Origin of the sequence: Rhizobium leguminosarum (genome assembly GCF_010668065.1) — a bacterium.
GTDB lineage: Bacteria > Pseudomonadota > Alphaproteobacteria > Rhizobiales > Rhizobiaceae > Rhizobium > Rhizobium leguminosarum_S.
In genome coordinates this window covers 36992-59308 of record NZ_WUEN01000022.1, presented here as the reverse complement: position 1 = coordinate 59308, position 22317 = coordinate 36992, and the positions used below count along the sequence as shown (strand labels likewise).

The following is a 22317-nucleotide window of genomic DNA, read 5'->3' as shown; positions in this document are numbered from 1 at the left end:
ATGGCCACTTCGGGCTGATCTTGGTCGATAGGTCAGATCGGGCCGGACGTCTGCTTTGCAGGTTTCCCGACGAAAGCCCAAAGCGGACGAGTTAGGGCAGAACCGAAAGGTCCGTTGCCTCCGGTTTGGCACCCGCTGCCGCCGCCGGCGTCTTCGCCAGCGCCCTCTCGTTGAATGTCGAGAAGCTTGCGCGGCCGATGATGCTGGCCATCGGGGTCGTGGCGATCGCGGCCTTTGGTGAGAGCACCTCGGCGAATCCGCATGATCTGTGGCGCTTCTATGTATCGCAGGCGGGGATCGCGTTCGCGGGGACGTTCTTCCTGGGGCCGGCGCTACTGCTCGGCATCACTAACGCACTCCAGTACGGTAGCAGGGAATTGATCAGTTTCATCGTGCTGTTCGGCGTCGTCAACGCACTCGGCGCGCTTGCCGGACCTGCGCTGCTGGGAAGCTACATGGACGGGCGCGTGGCAGCTGGCGCCGCTCCGCTCACGGCGCAATCGGATACGCTCCATCTCGTGGCCGCACTGGCGGCGCTCACGACGGCATATTTGGCGGTTATCCTCGCTTTACGCATCCGGCGGAAGATGGCGGAACTGCGGCTTCAGCGCAGCGCCAACACAATCGATCAACCCGCGGCCGCGGGCGGCCCCCATGGTGCATCGAGTGATGGTGGCTGGCAGCCGCCACGCCTTGGCCGAGGTGTTACTGCCGCACTGGCCGCGATGGCGATTGGTGGTGCGCTGCTGGTTCTGACGGCCTGGAGATTACCCTGACCCGGCGAACGACTCAGATTTCCCGGTCGAACTTCTCGTAGAGGAAATCCACCAATGCCCGCACACGCGCGATACCGGCGCGCGCAGGCGGCATGAAGATCTGCAGGTCACCCCCTTCGTGCGGGAAATCGGGCAGGACCGCTTCGAGTTCGCCTCGCTCCAAAGGGCCTTCGACCATGAACATTGGAACAAGTACAACCCCCAGACCTGCACGCGCAGCGGCCAAGAGCATTTGCCCGTTATCGGTGCGGAACCGGGAGTTCATGCGCACGTGCTCCCAGTCTTCGCGGCCCTGAAAGCGCCAACGGCCAGCATCCAACGCGTAGAGAATCGTGTCGTGCGCCGCCAGGTCAGCAGGGGCCGCAGGGCGTCCGCGCGCATCGAGATAGGCCGGGCTGGCTACCACTGCCCAGCGAACCTTGGCGAACTTGCGGGTGATGAGAATCGAGTCCGGAACGGCGCCGGGCCAGATCGCAAGATCATACGCCTCGGCGACCATGTCCACCTGACGATCGGTAAAGCGAACATCGAACTGGATAAGCGGATAGAGAAGCGCGAATTCCGCCAGTAGCGGCGCCAGCAGATACTCGCCAAAGGCGGCTGGAACCTGAATTCGCAGCTGGCCAGAAATCTCGCTGGTCGACTTGCTGACGACCTCCTGCGCCGATTCCAGTTGCGATAGGCCTGCGGCCGCATGCGCATGATATTCGCGACCAATATCGGTCAACCTCGTGCCCCTCGGCGTGCGGGTCAGCAACTGAGCACCAAGAACGGCCTCGAGCCGACTGACGCGTCGGCTCACGATAGACTTGGCGATGCCAAGGCGCGCGGCGGCATTTGCAATGCTCCCGGTCTCCACCACTCGGACGAATGCGATCACGTCCAACAAGTCAACGGGTATAGGTTCCGGCATCAGCAACTCCACGTTTCTGCCTTGGCGACTACTGCAACACTACAGGATCGGTATTTTCGAGGAAAGGGCAGCGGAAACAACATCCGCCTCCCTTGCAATCGAACTCCCTGGAGGCCGCCGATGACAAGTTCGCGAAACTCTGAAGCAACGAATATTCCCAGCAATCCGCGTGGGCAGAGCACGATCACGCGTGCTCGCGCAGCCGTGGTCGAGCGAAAGGATGCACCCTTCGTGATGCAGGATGTGACACTTGAAGCGCCCCGGCCAGATGAGGTGCTCGCCCGCATGGTAGCAACGGGGATCTGCGCGACCGATGCCCATGTCCGGCAACAGCTGATGCCGACGCCACTACCGGCAATCCTCGGCCACGAGGGCGCGGGCATCGTCGTGCGTACTGGAGTATCGGTCGGCCACATTAAGCCTGGCGACCATGTCGTACTTTCCTACCACTCGTGTGGACAGTGCAAACCCTGCCTGTCGTCTCACGCCGCATATTGCGAGAAAGTGTGGGAGGCTAACTTTGCGGGTGCGAGGTTGGATGGCTCCATCGGTGTCGAGCGGAACGGCGCGGACGACCTGCATGCCCATTTCTTCGGCCAATCCTCTTTCGCGACCTATGCGCTTGCGCATCAGCGCAACACCATCAAGGTGCCCAGCGACATTCCGCTGGAGATTCTGGGGCCGCTCGGCTGCGGCTTCCAGACCGGCGCCGGTGCAATCCTGAAGGCGATGAAAGTTCCGGTCGGCGCCACTGTCGCCGTCTTCGGCGTCGGCGCGGTCGGTCTGGCCGCGATCATGGCCGCCAAGGTTGCCGACGCGGCGACGGTCATTGCCATCGACGTGAATGCGGAACGCCTGCAGCTCGCCAGGGAGCTTGGCGCGACCCACGCCGTCAACGCGGTCGCCCAGGCGGATGTATCCGCGGCGATCCGGAAGATCGAGCCGAGGGGCGTCGAGTTCGTCCTGGACACCAGCGGGCGCGCCGCCAATCTCGATGCTGGGGTTGGTGCCCTCGCGCCGATGGGACATTTCGGCTTCGTCGCCTTCAACGCCCATTCGGGCGCGATGGTGGACGCATCGCGTCTGACAGTCGGGCAGACGCTCCAGGGTATCATTCAAGGCGATGCCGTGTCGGCGCTGATGATCCCCGAACTGATCGGGCTTTACCGCACGGGCCGGTTCCCGTTCGACCGCCTGATCACCTTCTACGACTTCGCGGACATCAACCAGGCGTTCGAAGACGTCGCCGCCGGTCGCGTCATCAAGGCGGTCCTCCGGTTCGGCGCCACGGACGCCTGAGCGTTCCGCGCGACTCCCAATTCATCAGCAAAGGAAGCGGATCATGTGCAACAACCATCAGAAAGCCATCAATGCCAGCGATACGCCAGCATTCTTCGCGATCGACAATTACGGCTTTCCCGAGGCCGGTGAGCATCCAGCCGATCCCGCGAACTACTATCCAGCCTATTTCACCAGCGAGCGCTTCCAGAAGCTGGGCTACCATGTCGAGGAGCTGCGCGGCGGCTTCTACTGGGTCACCAGCGGCGGCTATGATGCGGCGTTCGTGGTGACGGACGACGGCGTGATCGCGATTGATGCCCCGCCCACGATCGGTGAGAACATGCTCGCAGCGATCGAGGGTGTCGCCGACAAACCGGTGACGCATGTCATCTACAGCCACTGGCACACCGATCACATCGGCGCCGCCTCCGTGTTCGGGCCAAACGTCGAGATCGTCGCTCACGAGATCACCAAGGAACTGCTCGAGCGCTTTCCCGATCCGAACCGTCCGATCCCGACGCTGACCTTCGACAAGGAACACACGCTGACGGTCGGCGGCGTGACCCTGGAGCTGTCGTACAAGGGCGAGAACCACTGCCCCGGCAACATCTTCATCTACGCGCCGGCGCAGAAGGTGCTGACCGTCATCGACATCATCAGCCCCGGCAGCGCCACCTTCATGCACTGCGATGCTTCGCAGAATATAACCGGCTGGTATCAGGCCCAGGAACAGCTCCTCGAGTTCGACTTCGACTTCCTCGTGGCCGGTCACCACATGAAGTACGGCACGCCTGAGACGGTCAAGGCATCGATTGAGTATTTCGCCGACGTTCTTGACGGCGCGCAAGCGGCCGTCGACCGGTTCTCGCGGTCGGATGCCCTGATCAGCATCTTGGACGGCGCCGGCTGGGACAAAGTGTTCGTCGGCACCGAGAACTGGATCAACTCGATGGCGAACTACGCCACCAAATATGTACTCGAGAAGCGCAGCAGCAACGGCCAGCTTTGGTCGGAGCGGCTCGCCGGCGTGACCACACAGACCAAGTATCACGCCTACACGGTGCTCGAATCGATCCGTCTTGAACGCCCGCGTCCCAACTATCGCCTGCGCGGCGAAAATGCTCCGCCATTCCTGACCTGATCCCCGGCGCGGTCTGTGCCCGCTGAAGCGAGGTCGCAGCGGACGCAAGCACGAGCAGCAGCTCTCTCTAGCAACACCAGTCCATTCACGGCGGTGGAGGGACTGTCATGTCATGCAGCTATCTAAGGACTTTAGATGACGACTTATTCTGCCAAGAATTGGATCAATGGCGCGTTCGTTTCGTCGGCGAGTGCGGCGCTCAGCGACGGCGACCCGCAGCGCTTCAGCTTGGTCGGCCGCCATGATGCCAGCCGCGACATAGTCGTCGAGCGTAAAGACGGCGACGGCGGGCTTTCGGATCGCGAAGGCTGGAACGGCGACCAACGGCGGCAGCTGCCCCTCGAACCGCTCTCCTGTTTCCGGCAACTCCGCTGAGACGCGCGGGCTGCCGGGATGAACCTCCGCGCCGACGTGGTGCGCGACGAGGCTAACGATGCGTTCGCCATCGGCCGGTGACAGCCGTTCACCCGTGTCGGAGAGTCCCTCGGAGAGGCGGTCGATCCAGAGCCGCCCATCGGGGTTGAGCATCACCTCGACGATCGTGGGATCTTCCAGAAATTGGGCGATCCCCGGCCCGAGGGCCGTGCGCAGCATGCGCGCGCCGTGAAGGATTGCCTCCGATTCTGGTAAGTGGCCGCCACGTCGGGATCGGGGATGAGTGGAAGAAATCAGTGCATTACAACAACCGAAATGTGGTCGTCGTACTGCGTACAAAGACAGGGAAACGGCGTGACCAGATTATTCTCAACTGAACTCGAGTTGCACCGCTTGTGCCGGTTCCGACTTCCACGGAAACCGGAAATCGACTTTTGCGTCCGTTCTGTCGGAATGCTGTAAGTCATCCGGCGGTTTGCTCGGAGAATGCGTTCAAGCCCGCAATGCCAAACCGCGGCGACTTTGGTCTTAGGTCTTCGTGGGTGACCTGCATCGGTCAGTCTGCCGCTCCTACCTCCAGACCAGTCCAGTATGCCGCAAACGTCCAAAGATCGGCCATCTCGTCGAGCACCTTCCCGATCGGCTTGCCCGCGCCGTGTCCGGCGCGGATCGAAAAGCCGAGCAGACCAGCACAGTCTTCGCGCTTCAGGTCGAAACCCAGCAATACGACAAAGGTGCCAGCAACGGCGACCACTTTCAGACCATCTCTCGATTGTGTTTTGCGCATAGCCGCTCCCCGAGCCTTGCGACCATCAATGCAAGCGATGGTAGAGTGTATTTGTGGAAAGGAGAAGACAGAACTCACTCTGCGAAAAATCGACAAGACTGCTACGTCTGGAATCGGGTGGCAGCGCGGCGGCCCCGGTCTGCAAAGGAAACTATTCTTGCGGCCGCTGAAAGTGCCATTACGGTAAGGGCAGTCTGATCGGCAGTCAGTCGTTGCCCCAATTTTCGCGGCCAAGTAACACCCGACTTCGGCTTATTTGTTCGTAGAGTTCACATTGAACAAATATCGAGTGGAGCTTCAGAAGCATGTGTCACATCAAGCCTCTTGCTGGGCCTGATAGACGGTCCGAACACTGGCGCGAAAGCCCAGGCTGCGGGCGAGAGAACTGTCGACGAGCAGGTACCAAGGGTTCGAAAGAGGCTCAGCGCTCGAGTCCATCCGTGCACCGAGCATGTCTGAAAGCTCATAGATGGACGCTGGCGCCTCGTCCGCAACGTTTACGACGCGCCGATCGAATGAGCCGTTCAGCGCCAGCTTCATCGCTGTGGCGATGTCACGATGGGGGATCGTGCTCATGCGTTGCGCCGGATGCCAGGAGCCGACATACTTGGGAAGAGATTCAAGATGTCCGTCGCCGTCGCCATACACGAATGGGAACCGGACCGAGAAATTCCGGTTCACCACGTCGTACTCGTCGATGCCCCAATGCGTTTCGCCGTGGTCGAACGCCAGGATCGTCTCGCCGACCGGCAGCCGCTGAAGCGGCGGCACGCCGACCTCAATCAGGAAGTGTCCACCAGGTTCGAGATGCGCGGCTGCGTTCCGGAAGCAGGCGAGCTGAGCGTCCTGCGATGTCAGGTTGTTTATCGTATTGAAAACCAGGTAGACGAGTGAGAACCGTCTCGCGACATCCGTCGTTACCATATCGCCGATCGCTACCGAGATCTCCGCGCCTCCTTCTTTAGCGCGAAGGCGAGACACCATCGGCCTCGAAAGCTCGATGCCCTCCACCTGCACCCCTTTCCGCGCGAGAGGAAGTGCGATACGTCCGGTTCCGATCGCGAATTCCAAGGCGCGCCCGCCTCCTGCGAGCTCGGCCAGGAGATCAACGGCCGGCTCGATCACCTCTGGCGCAGAGATGCCTTTATCATCATCGTAGGTCGCAGCGATCTTCTCGTCGAAAAGCCGGTCATCATGCATTCTGTCTGCCTCTTTGGTAACACTTGTTTCAAGACCGACGGCGCTATCGCGTTGACCGCGGCTTCGTGGACATCGCATTAATTCGTGAGCCGTCGCGAAAGGGATCAGCGAGGGCTTCCACCCATCCGCTCGGGGCATGGGATTCCCCGCAGGCAAGCGCATCCATGGCAGCGGCCGGTGATCTGTTTCGTCGCTCGCTGGCTGCGACGGTGCCAGTCCAAGCGAACTCGCGAATATCGCGACGCGCAATACCTATGTCCGCCAGATCACGATCCGATAGTCGGTGCAGTGCGTGTTCGGTCTCGCTCCGTTGCCACCAGCCCACAGCGACGGAGGTTCCGAACCTCAAAGCTGGTAGCTTCGTCAGACGGCCGCGGGCAAGGCGCTCCGGGATTTCGGCTATTTGGAATTCCAGTGTCATGACCTTCGTCCAAGTTGTGCTGAGTTAATGCCAACCTAGTGAATTGCCGTCAGACGTGTTATCGGCAGTCTGACAAATTATGTCTCTGAGCCGCCATGATTGCCCGCGACAACCTGATCAACGTTCATTTGCCAGAAGACGGGTTCGGAGATTATCCGCATACCGCTGTCGCTCAGGGCGGAGCAGAGCCCGCCGGGCGGTGCGTTAGAGCCTTTTTAAGAGGAATACTCTTCTCCATCAACGAGATGACGGCAGGCGCAAAGGGTCAGGGCCATGACGGTGAGGGTGGTGCCGGCAACTCCACTGCCGGGGAAGGCGCTGGCGTCGGTGACGATGAGGTTAGGCGCGTCCCAAACTTGTTGTAGCGATTGAGCACTGATGGATATCTCCGGAGTCTCTCCCATCCGCGCGCCGCCCGTCTCGTGGATGGCAGCGCCCATGCACATGGTCTTGCGGAACCATGTCCGAAACATGAAGCGGGTGGAGCCTGGGTCAGCTCTCAGTGCAATTCACCAATGAGGTCGCCTCCCTCAATGGAAATAGCCTCTACGGCAATGAGCACATTGCCCGGCCCGCAGGCAGGATCCGGTTCCGTAACTGCACGGGCTAACTGTCATTCACCAATGAACCCAACTTGCAGCGCTCAGCCCAATCTGCTGAATTCCACTGATAAGGGATTGCCCAGCGATTGCGGGGCCGGATCGCGGTCGTCCCGCCCGTGCTACCGGGCGCCATTTGCATTGCTAGAAGGCAAGACGCCTGTAAACGCTACAGTCCTTCGATAGTTGCTATAGCGGCTGAGCTTCCCGCTTGAAGAAATAATGAAAGACGAAATGCGCTGGTGAAACGACCGCAACTAATTCCCACCCGGCGTCACCAAGTTCGTTCATCTGCTGGTTATCGAGTGTCTTGTCGACTGTCAGGTATTCCCATTTCATGATGGACCTCGTTTATTGCTGTGACCGATTGCCTGGGACAGGAAAGTGCTTTTCAGGGCACCGCGGTCTGTGCTGTGTGGCTCTTCCAATAGGTGTCAATGATGTTGCGACAGTTCCGAATGACATGTTCGCCAACCTCCGGGTTTCCTCCCCGCAGCGTATCCGGATTGCCTCCGCAAAGGCGCACGAATGTTGCCTGCTGAACCGCGAACATGAAGTAGCCTTCACTGGTCGGTTCAAATTCCAAACCAGCGTCTTGAACGTTCCTCGTGACTTCGGCTGTCGCATCGGAGATGGCGCGCGACACCTTCTCAAGCATCGTCTGTTCGGCCGCTTGCTGGCTGGCTAGGAAGGAGCGCTCCTGCGGTGTGGGAATGGGGCAACTGTCGGTGTTCATTACATTCTCCTTGGGAGGCTGAGATTCTGATCGCATTAAGGCGGTCACAGGCTTTGGCCATGGGTCGGTCGTTGCTAAACGCGACTAGCCTTTGCATCGTAATGCAGCCGTGGTAGGCGCCAGGGTCATTCCAGGATGGCAGTGACACGGATCTCAATTCGCATCGCGGGGAGCCCAAGGGCTTCCACACCGGTCTGCGTCCAGATCGGAGCTCGATCGGGCATGTACTCACGGAAAAGACCGGCAATCGTTTCGTTCACGATCGGTGGAAAGCCTCCGACGTGATAAGAGTTGACATGGACGACATCCTTCCAGTCCGCGCCAGCCGTGGCCAAGGTTCGCCGGACATTCTCAAATGCTCTCTCGATCTCGGTCACGATTGACTCCGGAATTTCGAGTTCATCGTTCCATCCGCCCTGGCCGGAGATCTCGATGCGATCACCAATCTTGAGCGCTTGTGAAAAGTGCAAAAGCTCATGGAATTTCTGCCCGAACCCGGGCGTGACGAAAAGTTCAGGCTTTGCCATTGTGGTCTCCTATTGTGAGGAAGGTATAAGCATGGAGATGGCGCCCACCGAAATGGTGTGTTGCCGGTTAGTCCGGGCGATCGAAAAGGTGGGCACCATCGCTCCATCAGAATCTTGCACGAGCAAGTCAGGCGATTGCACCGCCGTCTGCGGTGAGAATAGCGCCCGTGATGACACTCGCGGCCGGGCTTGCGAGAAATACCACAGCGTTGGCAATCTCCCGCGGTTCGCCGTAGCGTCCCAAGGAGGTCAAGCTTTTCTGCAAGTCTGCAGCCGGGCCGTCCGCCGGGTTGCTTTCAGTATCGGTTGCTCCGGGTTGCACGAGATTGACGGTGATACCACTTGGACCAAGTTCACGCGAAAGACCGCGTGTGAAGGATGTGAGTGCTGCCTTGGACATTGCATAGGGTGTTATGCCGGGAAACGGTACCCGCTCGCCCAGAGCCGAGCCGATTGTGACGATGCGGCCGCCTTTGCCGAGATGCGGGATGACGGCTTTCGCGAACAGGACCGGAGCTCGTACATTGACATCCATCAAGGTCTGATACGCTGAGACATCCAAGTCGACGATCATGCCGTTGTGGCCAATCGCGGCGCTGTTCACAAGGATGTCCAGCCCGCCAAAAGCGGAGACGGCCTCGCTTACTGAGCTAGCAATTGCCTCGGGGTCGGCGCTGTCTGCTTGGATTGCAGCCACGCGACGCCCCATCTTTTCGATCGCTTCCGTTACCTTCGAGGCCTTTTCGGCGGAGCGTTGGTAGGTGAACGCGACATCCGCGCCGTTTTCTGCCAGCGCCAATGCGATCGCAGCACCAATGCCTCGCGACCCGCCAGTTACCAGTGCGCGTTTGCCTTCAAGATTGATCATGTATCTGTTCCTTTCCACTAGGATAGGTTGATGTGTTTCAAGTTATTTGCGAAGGACACCGTCGGATCCAACCGTACAAGCGAACACTATTTCGCGGGGATTGCTGGCATCCTGTAGGTGCCAGACGTGCAAAACTCCGTTGCTTGAACAGGAACACTTGGAATAGGTCGTAAAACCCGTACCTGTCTTCCCCGTGAAGCTTCGCGCTTGTCCGCTTTTCAGTGGCCACTTGAGCCAAGCCCGACGACGACAGTCGTATCGAGCTTAGACATGTCTGATCAGGAAGCTCCGAATGAACTGAGCGATCTCGTCTGCATGTGTTTCCAAGGCAAAATGGCCGGTATCGAGCAGATGGACCTCCGCGGGGGGGAGGTCACGCTTATAGGCCTCGGCACCCGCGGGTACGAATGCTGGATCATGTCTGCCCCAGACCGCCAGGAACGGTGGTTGGTGATCCCGAAAATACGCCTGAAACTCCGGATACCGGTCGATGTTTGTTCTGTAGTCGAGGATTAGATCCAGTTGAATGTCTTCAGCACCCGGCCGCGACATGAACGCGATATCAAGTTGATAACCATCGGGTGAAAGACGCTCCTTTGATGTCCCGGTGCGGTATTGCCAGTTCTCGATCACCTCAGGAGACAGAGATGCCCGACATGCCTCTCTGTTTTGAGCGGAGGGGTCACGCCAATATGCCTCCCACGCCGTCCATGCATCACTGAACCCTTCGATATAGGCGTTGCCATTCTGGCTGATGATGGCGGAGATTCGGTCCGGATTGGCCGTCGCCATCCTGAACCCGATCGGTGCACCATAGTCGAAAACGTAAAGTGCATAGCGGCTGAGGCCGAGTGCCTCTGTGAAGCCCGTCATGACAGCGGCGAGTTTATCGAATGTGTAAGGGAATTCTCCACGTGCAGGTGAACTCGTTCGACCGAACCCGGGAAGGTCTGGTGCGATGACGCGGTATCGATCTGCCAACAGCGGGATCAGATCACGGAACATGTGGCTGGATGACGGAAAACCGTGGAGCAGAAGAAGGACTGGTGCTTCCTTTGAACCGGCCTCTCTGTAGAAAACCTCGACGTCTTGTACCTTTTGCGTTTTGTAGCTTACGGCCATTTTAGAACTCCTTCTCAAAGGATTCGACAAACCAACAGTCACGAATGAAGGTAAAATACGACCGAACGGTCGGTTGTCAACCCCTTAGATTTCCTGTATCAAATGCGGAGAACCCTGGCTCGGAGAAGACGTATGAAAGTCATGAGAGAAACGATCGTATCGACTGCGAGGGAGTTGTTTCGATCAAAAGGTTATGCAGGCGCGTCGATGAATGACCTCGCGGATGCCGTGGGCCTGAAGAAATCATCGCTGTACGTCCGCTTCCCCAATAAGGAAGCGCTCGTTCCGGCGGTACTTGATCTCACTTTGCAAGAGACATTCGGTCAAAGAGACTCAGCCTCCGGGCAATGGGATGATGAATTCGTCGAGGTCATCGAATTTATCGCGACCACTCTCACTGATCGCGGCAGATGCGTAGGTCTGCATCTAGCCTACGGCACAAGTGACGAGACCCCGATTGCGAAGCATGCCGTTCGAGCATTTTTTCAAGCGCATCGCGATCATCTGTCCAGCATCTTGTCCCGCGCGATGCCTGTCGATGTAGCTCGAGACATTGCGACAGACACGTTAGCCCGTTTGGAAGGTGCCACGGCTTTTGTTGCGATATTCGGGGAGAAGGATGCCATGAAAAGGGCCGTTCGCCTTTCCATTGCTGAAGCCCAAAAGGCAGCCGCCGCGAATTAACTTTCTAGCCCATCCTAAGCAATGCCAGTCACGGTGATCCGCTACCTCATTGAGAATACCGGGCCGTCCAGCGAGAAGCTCATGGCAGCCCAGGAACTCTGACCTGCTACGCCAAGCACTAATCTCAATCTCTTGAGTTGGAGGAAATAATGCCTGTTTGTGCTTACGTCGAGATGACGGATGGCTTGCAGCCGCATGGAGCGGCGTGGGACCAATTTGCCCAGGCTCTTGCCAAGCGCCGGCCCGATATACTGGTGATGAATGAGATGCCCTTCGGCCAGTGGCTGGCTCGAAAGGAGGATTTCGCCATGGAGGACGCACGGCAAAGTGTTGAGATCCACGAAGCTGGAACTGCTGCTCTCGCCGCACTGAACATTCCGGCTGTTATAACAAGTCGCCCAATGCTGCTCGCCGACCGTCTTGTCAATGAGGCGATCGTCATCGAGAACGGCCAGGTCCGCCCCCTGCATACGAAGACATACCTTCCGCAGGAGCCCGGTTGGTCCGAGGTGTCCTGGTTCAGTCGAGGCGATGGGCGCTTCAACATCCAGAATATTTGCGGGCTAGGCGTAGGCGTCCTCTTGTGTACCGAACTCATGTTCAACGAACATGCCAGACAATATGGCCGATGCGGAGCCGATTTGATTGCCGTTCCTCGGGCGACCGGTTCTGCCCACGAAAGCTGGATAACTGCCGGCAAGATGGCCTCAATCGTCTCTGGGAGTTACGTCGTCAGTTCGAACAGGGTCGGGCATTCTACGGATGGCCCACGCTTCGGCGGAGGCGGCTTCGCCATCACCCCCGGGGGCGATCTGGCTGGGCGGACAGAAACCAGTTCTTCCATCATGCTAGTCGACATTGATGCGCAGGTTTCTGCCCGACAGCGGCAGGAATATCCCTGTTACGTGGACGACCTGCATGACCCTGGCGGCATCGGGGTCCCTGATATCGATATTTAATTGTCAAAAAACCCAGTCACTGTAGTTCTCTGCAGGACTGCTACTACGCTGCACTGCCGTACGGTCCTCCCGCTCTTGGGAGGACCTTGATCCTGCCTGTTCCTGCCAAAGACGTCTTCGTGTCAGGCTTTTCCCGGCCGGTTGATCGCCAGGAAATGGCGAATAACAGGCCTGTCGGGACCCGAGTGGTAGGCAAGTACCTTGGCCTGGAGGTCGGCATCGGCCTGCGAAACCCGTTTGTGCTGGCGCAGGTGCTTCGCCCAGGACTCGACCATGAACCATTCGACCATCTTTTGCGGATCGGCAGAATCCTCGGTCACGCCCCAGCCATAGGCGCCATCGCTCCTGCGAGAGGTGAGCAATCGCATGCAGGATCAGGATTGTTTTTTCGGCGTTGTTTTGCCGAAAACTGACCGAAGTTTCGTTCAGTTCGCCTAGCGATTACTTGCTGCCCGAAACCTATTACATCAAGTTAGTGATCGTTGCCGCGAGGCAGACCTACATTCAGACAGTGATTTCGGACCCGTCTGGGTTCGCTTTGATGGAATACTCGCCACCGTTTCTGAAACTGCGGACCGTTGCGAAAGTATCTTCCATAAACTGCACATAAGACAGCTTGCCGTTCTCACCGCGCGCCAGAACCGAAAAGGGCGACGTCACCGTTTTGCCCAAAACGTTTGATGTGTAGGTGAACGTGCCGAAGATCGCTGCTCCGTTCTTATTTTCGAAGCTGTCCTGAATTTCGAAGTTGTCTGTCGTCCAGTAACGGCCGACATCGATAAAAGTCTGAACCAGCCCTTCGGTGCCTTCGTTGGTACCGGCCCAAGGCATGATCCGCTTCAGCTCCGCGTGCTCATAGTTCAGCGAAACATAAATGAAATCGTCCGTCGTGAATTGTTTTACGAAATCCAGGTCAGTCGGGTTCGACAGGATCGACTGCAATACCCCCAACGGTGACTTGGGGGATGCAGGCTCGGCTTTAGACAACTTCTTAGCGTGCGCATTGATAGACATCGTATATTCCTCCTTCTAAGTGACTTTGGGAATTGAGGTGTCAGCGTTGCGCCAACCCCGGCTTGAGCGCGATGTGCTTGTGTTCGATGAAATCGTCCAGCGCGGCCAGACCGTTCAAGCGGCCAACGCCAGACTGCTTGAATCCGCCCTCCTCGGTACCGTCGTAGACCTTCGCCCAGTCATTGATCCACACCGAGCCCGCTTCGAGCGCCTGCGCGACGCGCAAGGATCGATCTACATCGCGTGTCCAGATGCTGGCTGACAGTCCGTACTCATTGTCGTTGGCAAGACGGATCGCTTCCGCCTCGTCAGAGAACCGCTGAATCGTCAGCACTGGGCCAAAAGTCTCCTCCTGTACGATAGCAAGACTGTTGTCGGAGACTTCCAGAAGGGCCGGGCGGAAGAAAGCGCCGTTTGCAAGGGGACCCACATTGATGGGTCCGCCCCGCTCGACGACCTTCGCGCCGGCTGCGATAGCGGCCTCGACCACACCATCGACCCGCGCAACGTTAGCGCGGTCGATCAGCGGGCCCATATCGCTGGAGGGGTCGGCGGCGGGGCCAACCTTGACGTTGCGCAATCTCTCCGCCAAGCCGTTGCGCACGGCCTCATATTTTCCATCCTGCACGAGCAAGCGGGACCCCGTCATGCAGAACTGACCGCTGAAGACAGTCAGCGCCTTTTCCAGTGCCGGCAAGGCGGCATCAAGGTCTGCATCGTCAAAGACGATCATCGGCGTCTTGCCGCCGAGCTCCATTCCGAAACGTTTGAGGTATCTCGCGCCGGCGCTGCTAATGGCTCGGCCGGTACGGGTAGATCCGGTGAAACTGACGACTGGAACCTCCGGTGAGTCCACGAGATAAGCGGAGCCCTCAGGACCGCTTTCGAAAAACAGATTGATCACGCCATTCGGAAGATCCTCTGCTTCCGCCATAATCTCGGCCATGACGCTTGCCGTCTGTGCGACTTGTGCCGGGAGTTTGATGACGGTGGTGCAACCAGCAGCGAGCGCTGGGGCGAGTGATCGGATCGTCAGAATAACCGGAGAGTTCCAAGGTGCAATGACCGCCGCGACTCCCATCGGTTGCCGAAGGATCACGGAGATGCTCCCGGGCTTTGGTGTCAATGCCCGTCCACCTTCGACCAGGGCAGTGGCTGCCGAGTAGCGGAGTTTGCTCGCAATCATGTCCAGCTCGAATGCAGCTTCAGCCTTTACCTTGCCGTTCTCCAACGACAGAATTTCGAGTAGTCTGTCGCGATTGCGTTCGAAGGCGCACGCTAGTTGGTCGAGCACACGAGCCCGTAATTCATGATCATGCGCCCACATTGTTTCGCGAAAGGCTTTAGAGGCTGCTGCCACCGCAAATTTCGCTGCCTCAAGGCCGTAGTCGGGGTAGTGGCCGATTACGTTATAAGTCGCTGGGTCTATTGACTGTTTCAACTGACCTTCTTGGCATTGAGATCCGCTGATCCAATTGAAGGCTTTGCGGCTCGGTATGTTGTCGAGGGGCATCGTCATATCTGTGGATCCTTCCACTTTCGAGTATCCGTCCGGAAAGGACGAGGCTAGAGCCGGTTACGTGATTGCCACTGCACCATTACCTGTTCGATTTTGCCGACAATTGTCCTGACTGCGGGTTGGCTAACGTTGGTGGCAATTGGCACAACCATGAGCGTTGCGCCCAGTACTCGCAGCGGCATTGGCCAATCCTGCATGCAGTCGCCTACAATCCAAACAATCAGAAGGACGCTTGGGTAGACGGCGAGCCACACCATCGCAGTCGTTTTCAGGCGTTCGAATATTACCTGCCGCAATCCTGTCATTGCTTGCTTGATCCTTTACCCGGCGCGTTGAATGATCAACGACGGGGGACGCGTGCATGAGTGTGAGACATGATTACTTCCTCCCAATGCTTAGCTCGACGTTCTAGTAGCGGTCTGCGCGAACAGTTGCTGTGTAGATATTGGAGAATCGCGGCTGTTGACGGAATGGGGGTCTTCGTCGCATCATACCGGACATAATGTCTTCAATCGTCTCAATAGAATCCCTTAGCGGCCTCGTCGCGTTTTCAGTCGCCGTCGAAACCGGAAGTTTTGCGGCTGCGGGAAGGAAGCTTGGTCTGTCTGCATCGGCCGTGGGAAAGGCGGTGGAGCGACTTGAGGCGCGTCTAGGCCTGCGATTGCTGAACCGTACGACCAGATCGCTAGCCGTGACCGGGGAAGGCGACATTCTATATCGATACGTCGCCCGCATATTGAAAGAACTGCATGACGCTGAGCAAGAGCTTCACTTGGTTCAAAAGGCACCCCGAGGCCGCATTAAGGTGAGTGTGCCCACAGTCTTAGGTCGCAAGATCATCATGCCGGCGCTCCTCGATTTTCGCATCCGCTTTCCAGATGTGACGACCGAGATCAGCCTCGATGACGTCAAGGTTGATATTATCAATGGTGGGTATGACGTGGTGCTGCGGCTAGGTGAGCTGGACGATTCGACGTTACGCGCACGGAGGATCGGACCACACACATTCATAACGTGCGCCTCGCCGGAATATCTCGCACACCGCGGCACCCCGCAAACTCCGTCAGATCTCAATAATCACTGCTGTGTTTTTTATCGTTTTCCAACCACCGGTCGGCCGGAAGTTTGGGCGTTCAAAAATTCACTCCAACCAACGCCAATCAAGCCTTCTGTCGTTTTAAATGACGGCGAGGCACTTGCATCCGCCGCACTGGGTGGCTTGGGGATTATTCAGGCGCCGAGCTATCTCGTAAGCGAAGACATTGCGGCGGGACGGCTTCAAGCTGTCCTCGCAGATTACACGGACGAACGTGGCAGCGTTTCGCTCGTCTGGCCCCCTATGTCGGCACGAGCGCCCAAAGTTCGCGCCTTCATTGATTTCATGGCCGAGCGCGTTTCCCAAAAGCTTTATTGAACCGGCACCCAAGATTTCTGTCCACTGCTATGGGACAGATTGCTGTTTGGGATCGGTCTCATGGGAAATGCTTTTTAATTCAAGCCACTTAACATCAGAAGCGCAGGAGCCGAAGGTCGTATCCGTTCAAGACCAGCGATGCGCATCGCGGCGCCAACGGGCAGAATGAGCGATTTCTGATAGAAGGCCGATTAACGTCGAGCCGGTTCCGTCCGCTGCGCGGCGCTCAAAGCGGGAAGCGGGCTTGGTCGCAATGGCCTTAGACTAGCCGAAGGTTTCCTGGACATGCATAAGGTCGGTGTATTCCCTTACGCTCGCAATCTTTCCATCGCGGATCTTGAACAGAATAAAGTATTCGTTCTCGTAGATCTTGCCGGACTTCGTGGTTGCCTGCGATCGCGCCTCAGCAGCGATGCTATCTCCTTCGCCGATCAGGTTGATGACTTTCATATCAAGACCGTTCGAATAGGCCGTAAACATGTTGCGGAACATGTTCGCAGCTTCCGTTTTCGTCTTTGTCCCGGCCGACGGAAACAGGTGCGGCTTTCCATTGACCCACCAAGTTGCGTCCTCTGTCATGCCGTCAATTAGACCATCAGCATTTGATGTCTTAAAGTGATTGCAAAACTCGCGCACGATGCGCTTGTTGTCTTCAACGCTCATATCGTTTTCACCATTGTTGTTGCGGCTGAATGCGCTTCGCGTGACGCGATAAGCCAGCCTGTGCCATTTCGACGTCGACAACTGCGTGACCGTATTCCGGCGGTTGTCGGCCCCGGCGGACTGGTTCAAAGGCCGAACTGCTTCCTGTCGCCGCGCCAGTCGGACGACTTCAGAAACTGCTCCCAGGAAAGCGTCTCCGGATTCAAGCGGCGGCTCCATTCCAGATCGTGTTCCTTGTCGAAGTAGCCGTACTCGACCGCAAATTCGACCATGCCGATCAGTTCATCGACAAGAAGCTCATTGGCGCCGAATGCCGGAAAGTATTTCAGCAGTTCTTCGCGCTCGAAAGCGCTACGGTATTCTGCCTTGATGCCGGTCACGTGCTGGAAAGTTTCGACCATCTCACGCGGCGAAATGATGTCGCCGACGATTGGAAGGGTCTTTCCTTTGAATGTCTCCAAGTCGGACAGCACAGAAAGGACGGCCGGTCCCGTTGCCGTCATAGGATCGACGAACGGCGCGCGGAAGTCCCCAGGGAGGTAGATCGGCATGAGGAGCGTGTCGCCTTCCATCTGCGGTACGTAATATTCCAGCAGGTTCGTATAGAAAAAGGCGAGAGAGACGAACGAGTGTGCAATTGGCAGGGTGCGAATGTAATCGGCAACGAGCGCCTTGTCGGTGAAGTGAGGCGTGAACTTCTTCCCACCCGAGATCTTTTCGACATTTTCTAATGTCGAGAAGACGATGTGACCGACGCCGGCTTCAACGGCTGCATCGGCCAGTTGTTTGCCCAGGGCAAATTCGGCGTTGTCTTGTGGCAGAAGCTGCGGCGTCATCAGGTACGCGCCATCCGCGCCCGCAAAGGCTGCGACCAGTTCCTTCTGATGGCCGGGCCCCAGCGGTGCGACCACAACTTCCGCACCAAGAGCTGCGAGGCTGCGAGCTTCTTCTGAATCGCGGTTCCGGGTCAATGCGCGAACCCTGTATTGATTGCTCTTGAGAAGTGTCGTGGCCACGCTGCGGCCTTGCTTGCTCGTTGCGCCAACGACCGAGATAAGTGGCTTTTGTTCCGTAGACATTGTGAGGCACAGCTCCTTCTTGAGGTGAAACGGCTGGAACAGGCCCTCCGGTGCCAGCGCGTCCTTCTTTTCACTGCCGTGAAGTAGGAGTATGACGCTCTGAATGAAGTACGTACAAAGAGAGCATGTAGTATCATGGATGATAGTGCCAAGCCGAAGCGCAAGCGCAGTACGGCCAACCGGACTGGATGCGCCGTGGAAGCGACAATCTCGGTCATCGGGGGTCTGTGGAAGCCGGTGATCCTGTTTCATCTGCTAGATGGCAAACTGCGGTTCAACGCGATCTGCCGCCTCACTCCCGCTGCGACGCCGCGAATGATCACGCTTCAACTCAGGGAGCTGGAAGCCGACGGCGTTATCAACCGCATCATTTATCCCGAGATTCCGCCTAAGGTGGAGTACGAGCTCACGGAGCTGGGAAAATCCTTGGAACCTGTGCTTGTTAGTATGTGCAACTGGGGTACGCGGCTGCAGGAGCTAAGCGGTCTGCCGATTGATACCGGTAGCTGCAGAAGCACTTTACGGCAGCAAGAGCTGATCGATGGGCTTACGGCCTTCTCAATCGGAGGCGATGTCAACTGATCCACCGTATTGCGATGGCTTTTCACGAAAATTGGCAGTGACAGCTTTGCGGCCATCCTCCCGATCCGGCGACAGGGAAGCTCCCGTCTTACACCGAGCGCACGGAACGACGTCAAAAGTGACAAGAGGCTGGCGTGGTCAAGGTCATGTCCGCCGGCGGGAACTGGCTCTAGGCTAATCAGCGAGCGGCCCGGCGACGGAATTCTCCAAAGCTAGCTTTGCGTAACATCTGCAAGCGAGGCGGCTTGGGTCTCGAGCGCCAGGCACGCGCCGGTCCATGCATCGACATCCGCCCCCAGTGCTGTCTGCAGCCACGCAGCTGTCAGCCGCTTCGTGGCTTCCAACACGTCCGGCGCCTCGATCTCGGTTTCCTTGGCATCGAGACCAGCGATACCGCCAAGTCCGTGGCCAACGCCGTGCAGCGTCAGAAGGGCGTCAGCGCCCGGCGCATCATAAAAGGCATCCGCATGCCACTCCGGCCCGCGCGTGGTGAAATGCGGATCGTCGGCTTCACCGCAGACAACAAGACTGCGTGTCGCCATCGTCGAGAAATTGACGTCGAAGAACGGGAAGCGAGCGGCGCTTTCCTGGGTCATGTCTTTTCCACCGCGCCCGGGAGCCGCCAACAAAATGCCGGCTGAGATGCGCAGATCGGAAAAGCTTTCTTCATTGAGGCGGGCGCCCAACAGCAGGCCGACGGTGTGACCGCCGAAGGAATGACCGGCCGCCGCGATCCGAGAATGATCCATCCGTCCTGCAACGGCAGGCGCTTGGCGTTCCACCTCAGGCAAGTGATCGAGGATTACTTTTAACTCCTCGACGCGCTCGCGCCAAAAGAAAGGCGCACCGGGTGCGTCGGCGGGCAGGCCGCCGACACGCGAACTGGCGTGCGTGGGCTGGATCACCGCAAAACCGCGCTCGGCCCAGAACTGTGCGAGCGACGCATAGCCGTCTTTCGAGGGGAGATAGTTGGACGGCCCAAATCCGTGCGACAGCAGCACGATCGGCAGATCGCTTCCGACCGCCGGCGCGGTCAGCCGCAGTTCAAGCGGTTGACGGCCATCCATCGGCAGACGGATCGGCGTGTAAGCGACGGTGAGTGAGGCCTCGGGCGTGGGGATATGTCGCGAAAGATCGATCAGGTTGTTCATGACCGGCTGTCCTTCTGCATCACGGATGGACCCGCTTCGCGAAACAATGTTTGCGCATCCGCGCCGGCCGGAGTTTTCATCGGCGCGTCCGGTTCCGTGACGGCGCGCCAGACGGCTTGAGCCACCTCGTCCGGCGTCGTGAATTCAGTGCCGGATCGCAGCGTCGTCAGATAATCCTGAACGAATGCGGCATAGGGTTCGGGGATATTCATGCCCATGCGGGCGACGGCATTCTTCCCGAAGCCGGTTTTCGGCGCAGAGCCTGGCAGGACCAGTTTGGCCCGCACTTCAAACAGGCCCGCCTCGAGCGCGAGGCTTTCGGTAAACGCATTCAAGGCCGCCTTGCTGGCACTATAGACGGACAGCGCGGGCAGCGGCTTGATGGTAACGCTGGAACTGACATTGACGATGACGCCGGATCGGCGGTTTCGCATCTGCGGGAGAACCGCTTTGGTCACGGCCATCGCGCCAAAAACGTTTGTCTCGAACAACTCGCGGATCTTCGAGATCGCAGCGCCTTCGAGGACGTTGAGCATGCCGACGCCAGCATTGTTGACCAGAGCATCGATCGGCCCTGCGGCTTCGACCGCATTCGCGATGCTCTCCGCGTCGGTCACATCCAGCGCCAGGATTTTAAGGCTGTCATGAGGAGGCAGCAAATCGTTGCGCGGTGTGCGCATGGAGGCAGCCACGTCCCACCCTTCAGAAAGAAACGTCTTGGCGATGGCAAGACCGAAGCCGGAAGAGCAGCCGGTGATGAGGATCTTTGGCATGTGATTGTCTCCACAAGGAATATTCTCGCCTATAGATGGACTGCTTGTGTCGGACATGCTATCTTCATTTGTCCAATTCTTATTAGTGTAAGTCCGAATGTGACTGATCCAGTAGCCGAAATTGTCTCTTTGCTCAAGCCAAGCCCGTCGATCTCCAAGCTGGTGACCGGCGGGGGGCAGTGGCTCGTGGAGCGAAAGGAGCTTGGAAGTCCCTTTTATTGCGCCGTGGTCGAAGGACAGTGTCTGATGACGATCACCGGTCGCGAGCCGATAGTGCTGACCGCGGGCGACTTCGTGCTCGTTCCGGAGATTTTCTCGTTCACGATGAGCAGCCTGGAGCCGCCGCCGCGCGGAGCGCTTGCCCAGCGTCTAGAGACAAGTCCAGGTGTGTTCCTGCTCGGCGACTCAAGCGCTCCGGCTGAGGTCGTGGCGATGGTCGGCCATTGTGCATTCGGCTCGGACGACAAGACACTCCTCCTCTCGCTGTTGCCCGAGGTCATCCATATCAGTGGCGAGGAGCGCCTGATGCTTCTCGTTCGGATGATCAACGATGAGACCAGAGCCGATCGAACGGCACGCGACATGGTACTGCGCCGCTTGTTGGAGGTGCTGCTCATTGAGGCGCTTCGTTCGACGGGTAGTGCCGCAGCCCCGCCCGGCCTTTTGCGCGGCATGGCTGATCCGCTGCTGGCACCGACCTTGCGCCGAATTCACGCCGATCCGGGACGCAGTATGACGGTCGAAGCCTTGGCGCAGGACGCGGCAATGTCGCGATCGACGTTCTTCGATCGTTTCCGCCGTGAGGTTGGCGTTGCTCCGATGGAGTACGCAACCGGTTGGCGCATGGCACTTGCGAAGGAACTTCTCCGCAAGGACGTGGCGACGGCCGAGATTGCACAGCGCGTCGGCTACGGCTCGGCGAGCGCATTCAGCGTCGCGTTTACTCGCCATGTTGGCAAGCCTCCCGGGGCATATTCCCGGCAAGCTGTTACTGGGTGAGTTCATGAGCGGGGAGGAGGTGTACCTCTGGTGGCTCTGCGATCCTTCTTCACGCGCATGCTGATTACCAGGGAACGGTCTCCTCGTCGAAAAAGAAATCGCCGGTCGGGCCTATCTTTGTCGATGGGTTGAGAGAAAGATGACACTCTTCGCGGCCTGTTCGACGGCGCGATAACCGGAATGGCCGCGGAAGTCGGTGGCGGTGAAGCCTGGATCGGGCCGTTGACATTCGTCTCGTAGACGGTGCGAATGTCAACGATCGATCGATCGATAGCTGGGATTGGTCGTTTCCTGGCCAGCAATACCGGCATTGTTGATCGGGACGTTAAGCTTTTCCGTCCTCGCCCTCCACCCGACCAGCGGCTGCGCTAAACCAGCGCTTCATCCGTCACATCCACCGAGACCTTCGGCAGTGAGCAACGCGCTACGGCTTCCCCCCTCGCGTCAGATCACGGATTCCAAACCAGATGCAATATCCTGCCGCCGAGCTGGCGAGCAGCTAGGCGCGATAAAGCCATCACTTTGTCGGTGTTCGATGCGTTTAGCTGTCTCATAGTTCAGCAACACCTCTTCGATGTCAGATTGAGCCGAAGCGGCATCTAAGGTTTTGCCTGCTGAATTTCAAAACTTGGCAGACCTGTCGGGTCCAAGTGGGTGTTGTTGGGCTTCGGGTCGCGCTCGGTGTTTGCTTTAGAAGGGATCGAAAAAGCTACCGCCGGCGGCGAATCGTCTTA

At 58.3% G+C, this 22317-nt stretch carries 23 protein-coding genes and 4 pseudogenes; 9 read left to right on the top strand and 18 right to left on the bottom strand.

All coding sequences use genetic code 11. From position 1 onward, the window contains the following. Positions 1-125 precede the first annotated feature (125 nt). Entirely contained in the window at positions 126-776 is a 651-nt protein-coding gene (locus GR198_RS33490; protein WP_113544312.1) for a hypothetical protein, read from the top strand. Positions 777-789: 13 nt separating this feature from the next. On the opposite strand, the gene GR198_RS33485 is transcribed toward GR198_RS33490, so the two are convergent. Continuing rightward, a complete protein-coding gene (locus tag GR198_RS33485; protein ID WP_113544313.1) occupies positions 790-1689 on the bottom strand; it encodes a LysR family transcriptional regulator in 900 nt (299 codons plus the stop codon). Between the two features lie 120 nt (positions 1690-1809). Here GR198_RS33485 and GR198_RS33480 point away from each other — a divergent pair, with 120 nt between their 5' ends. Both GR198_RS33480 and GR198_RS33475 read left to right on the top strand, forming a co-directional pair. Next, a complete protein-coding gene (locus GR198_RS33480) occupies positions 1810-2988 on the top strand; it encodes an NAD(P)-dependent alcohol dehydrogenase (RefSeq protein ID WP_204337308.1) in 1179 nt (392 codons plus the stop codon). A 43-nt stretch (positions 2989-3031) separates the two neighbouring features. Then, positions 3032-4111: an MBL fold metallo-hydrolase gene (locus tag GR198_RS33475; protein WP_113544314.1), complete on the top strand. Its 1080-nt coding sequence runs from the start codon at positions 3032-3034 to the stop codon at positions 4109-4111. A gap of 195 nt (positions 4112-4306) precedes the next feature. On the opposite strand, the pseudogene GR198_RS33470 reads toward GR198_RS33475, so the two are convergent. From GR198_RS33470 to GR198_RS33455, 4 genes and pseudogenes are all read right to left on the bottom strand, one after another. Then, positions 4307-4705, bottom strand: a pseudogene (locus tag GR198_RS33470) (conjugal transfer protein TrbB); the annotation flags it as partial. A gap of 337 nt (positions 4706-5042) precedes the next feature. Next, positions 5043-5273, bottom strand: coding sequence for a hypothetical protein (locus GR198_RS33465; RefSeq protein ID WP_017957036.1), 231 nt, complete (start codon positions 5271-5273; stop codon positions 5043-5045). Between the two features lie 315 nt (positions 5274-5588). Continuing rightward, the gene (locus GR198_RS35610) at positions 5589-6473 is read right to left on the bottom strand and encodes a class I SAM-dependent methyltransferase (protein ID WP_168265341.1); all 885 of its coding nucleotides are present in this window, start codon (positions 6471-6473) and stop codon (positions 5589-5591) included. 43 nt (positions 6474-6516) lie between these two features. Next, the gene (locus tag GR198_RS33455; protein WP_113544316.1) at positions 6517-6894 is read right to left on the bottom strand and encodes a DUF1127 domain-containing protein; all 378 of its coding nucleotides are present in this window, start codon (positions 6892-6894) and stop codon (positions 6517-6519) included. A 95-nt stretch (positions 6895-6989) separates the two neighbouring features. Here GR198_RS33455 and GR198_RS36295 point away from each other — a divergent pair. Continuing rightward, positions 6990-7094 (top strand): annotated as a pseudogene (locus tag GR198_RS36295) (AraC family transcriptional regulator); the annotation flags it as partial. A 15-nt stretch (positions 7095-7109) separates the two neighbouring features. Here the strand turns inward: GR198_RS36295 and GR198_RS33445 are convergent. The 6 genes and pseudogenes from GR198_RS33445 to GR198_RS33425 form a co-directional block, all read right to left on the bottom strand. Further along, positions 7110-7376 (bottom strand): annotated as a pseudogene (locus GR198_RS33445) (GMC oxidoreductase); the annotation flags it as partial. 306 nt (positions 7377-7682) lie between these two features. Beyond that, complete coding sequence (locus GR198_RS35605) at positions 7683-7832, bottom strand: hypothetical protein (RefSeq protein ID WP_017957033.1); 150 nt, start codon at positions 7830-7832, stop codon at positions 7683-7685. 52 nt (positions 7833-7884) lie between these two features. Then, positions 7885-8229 (bottom strand): hypothetical protein, encoded by a 345-nt coding sequence (locus tag GR198_RS33440; protein ID WP_164070365.1) that lies wholly within the window; start codon positions 8227-8229, stop codon positions 7885-7887. A gap of 125 nt (positions 8230-8354) precedes the next feature. After that, a complete protein-coding gene (locus GR198_RS33435) occupies positions 8355-8756 on the bottom strand; it encodes a RidA family protein (protein ID WP_017957031.1) in 402 nt (133 codons plus the stop codon). Positions 8757-8883: 127 nt separating this feature from the next. After that, positions 8884-9624 (bottom strand): SDR family NAD(P)-dependent oxidoreductase, encoded by a 741-nt coding sequence (locus tag GR198_RS33430; RefSeq protein ID WP_113544318.1) that lies wholly within the window; start codon positions 9622-9624, stop codon positions 8884-8886. Between the two features lie 264 nt (positions 9625-9888). Then, complete coding sequence (locus tag GR198_RS33425; RefSeq protein WP_017957029.1) at positions 9889-10746, bottom strand: alpha/beta fold hydrolase; 858 nt, start codon at positions 10744-10746, stop codon at positions 9889-9891. A gap of 132 nt (positions 10747-10878) precedes the next feature. Here GR198_RS33425 and GR198_RS33420 point away from each other — a divergent pair, with 132 nt between their 5' ends. Both GR198_RS33420 and GR198_RS33415 read left to right on the top strand, forming a co-directional pair. After that, positions 10879-11430 carry a TetR/AcrR family transcriptional regulator gene (locus tag GR198_RS33420; protein WP_113544319.1) on the top strand — a complete coding sequence of 184 codons (552 nt, stop codon included), beginning with the start codon at positions 10879-10881 and terminating at the stop codon, positions 11428-11430. Positions 11431-11579: 149 nt separating this feature from the next. Further along, positions 11580-12389, top strand: coding sequence for a carbon-nitrogen hydrolase family protein (locus tag GR198_RS33415; RefSeq protein ID WP_164070364.1), 810 nt, complete (start codon positions 11580-11582; stop codon positions 12387-12389). A 122-nt stretch (positions 12390-12511) separates the two neighbouring features. On the opposite strand, the pseudogene GR198_RS33410 reads toward GR198_RS33415, so the two are convergent. The 3 genes and pseudogenes from GR198_RS33410 to GR198_RS33400 all read right to left on the bottom strand — a co-directional run. Further along, positions 12512-12751, bottom strand: a pseudogene (locus GR198_RS33410) (MFS transporter); the annotation flags it as partial. Positions 12752-12893: 142 nt separating this feature from the next. Continuing rightward, positions 12894-13403, bottom strand: a complete 510-nt coding sequence (locus GR198_RS33405; protein WP_025395822.1) for a nuclear transport factor 2 family protein — start codon at positions 13401-13403, stop codon at positions 12894-12896. Between the two features lie 40 nt (positions 13404-13443). Beyond that, the gene (locus tag GR198_RS33400) at positions 13444-14922 is read right to left on the bottom strand and encodes an aldehyde dehydrogenase family protein (RefSeq protein WP_246711151.1); all 1479 of its coding nucleotides are present in this window, start codon (positions 14920-14922) and stop codon (positions 13444-13446) included. Between the two features lie 502 nt (positions 14923-15424). Here GR198_RS33400 and GR198_RS33395 point away from each other — a divergent pair. After that, a complete protein-coding gene (locus GR198_RS33395; protein ID WP_113544320.1) occupies positions 15425-16336 on the top strand; it encodes a LysR family transcriptional regulator in 912 nt (303 codons plus the stop codon). A 264-nt stretch (positions 16337-16600) separates the two neighbouring features. On the opposite strand, the gene GR198_RS33390 is transcribed toward GR198_RS33395, so the two are convergent. Together GR198_RS33390 and GR198_RS33385 are read right to left on the bottom strand one after the other, a co-directional pair. After that, positions 16601-17128, bottom strand: a complete 528-nt coding sequence (locus tag GR198_RS33390; protein ID WP_113544321.1) for a nuclear transport factor 2 family protein — start codon at positions 17126-17128, stop codon at positions 16601-16603. Next, positions 17125-18078, bottom strand: coding sequence for an NmrA/HSCARG family protein (locus GR198_RS33385; RefSeq protein WP_113544322.1), 954 nt, complete (start codon positions 18076-18078; stop codon positions 17125-17127). The genes GR198_RS33390 and GR198_RS33385 overlap by 4 nt, the downstream gene beginning before the upstream one ends. Positions 18079-18213: 135 nt before the next feature. Here GR198_RS33385 and GR198_RS33380 point away from each other — a divergent pair, with 135 nt between their 5' ends. Continuing rightward, positions 18214-18660: a winged helix-turn-helix transcriptional regulator gene (locus GR198_RS33380; RefSeq protein ID WP_113544323.1), complete on the top strand. Its 447-nt coding sequence runs from the start codon at positions 18214-18216 to the stop codon at positions 18658-18660. Between the two features lie 212 nt (positions 18661-18872). Here the strand turns inward: GR198_RS33380 and GR198_RS33375 are convergent, their stop codons facing one another. Both GR198_RS33375 and GR198_RS33370 read right to left on the bottom strand, forming a co-directional pair. Further along, positions 18873-19811 (bottom strand): alpha/beta hydrolase family protein, encoded by a 939-nt coding sequence (locus GR198_RS33375; protein ID WP_113544324.1) that lies wholly within the window; start codon positions 19809-19811, stop codon positions 18873-18875. Further along, positions 19808-20584 carry an SDR family oxidoreductase gene (locus GR198_RS33370; RefSeq protein WP_113544325.1) on the bottom strand — a complete coding sequence of 259 codons (777 nt, stop codon included), beginning with the start codon at positions 20582-20584 and terminating at the stop codon, positions 19808-19810. Before GR198_RS33370 ends, GR198_RS33375 begins: the two co-directional genes overlap by 4 nt. A 99-nt stretch (positions 20585-20683) precedes the next feature. On the opposite strand from GR198_RS33370, the gene GR198_RS33365 reads away from it, so the two are divergent. Further along, positions 20684-21583: an AraC family transcriptional regulator gene (locus GR198_RS33365; protein ID WP_113544326.1), complete on the top strand. Its 900-nt coding sequence runs from the start codon at positions 20684-20686 to the stop codon at positions 21581-21583. Positions 21584-22317: the final 734 nt, after the last annotated feature.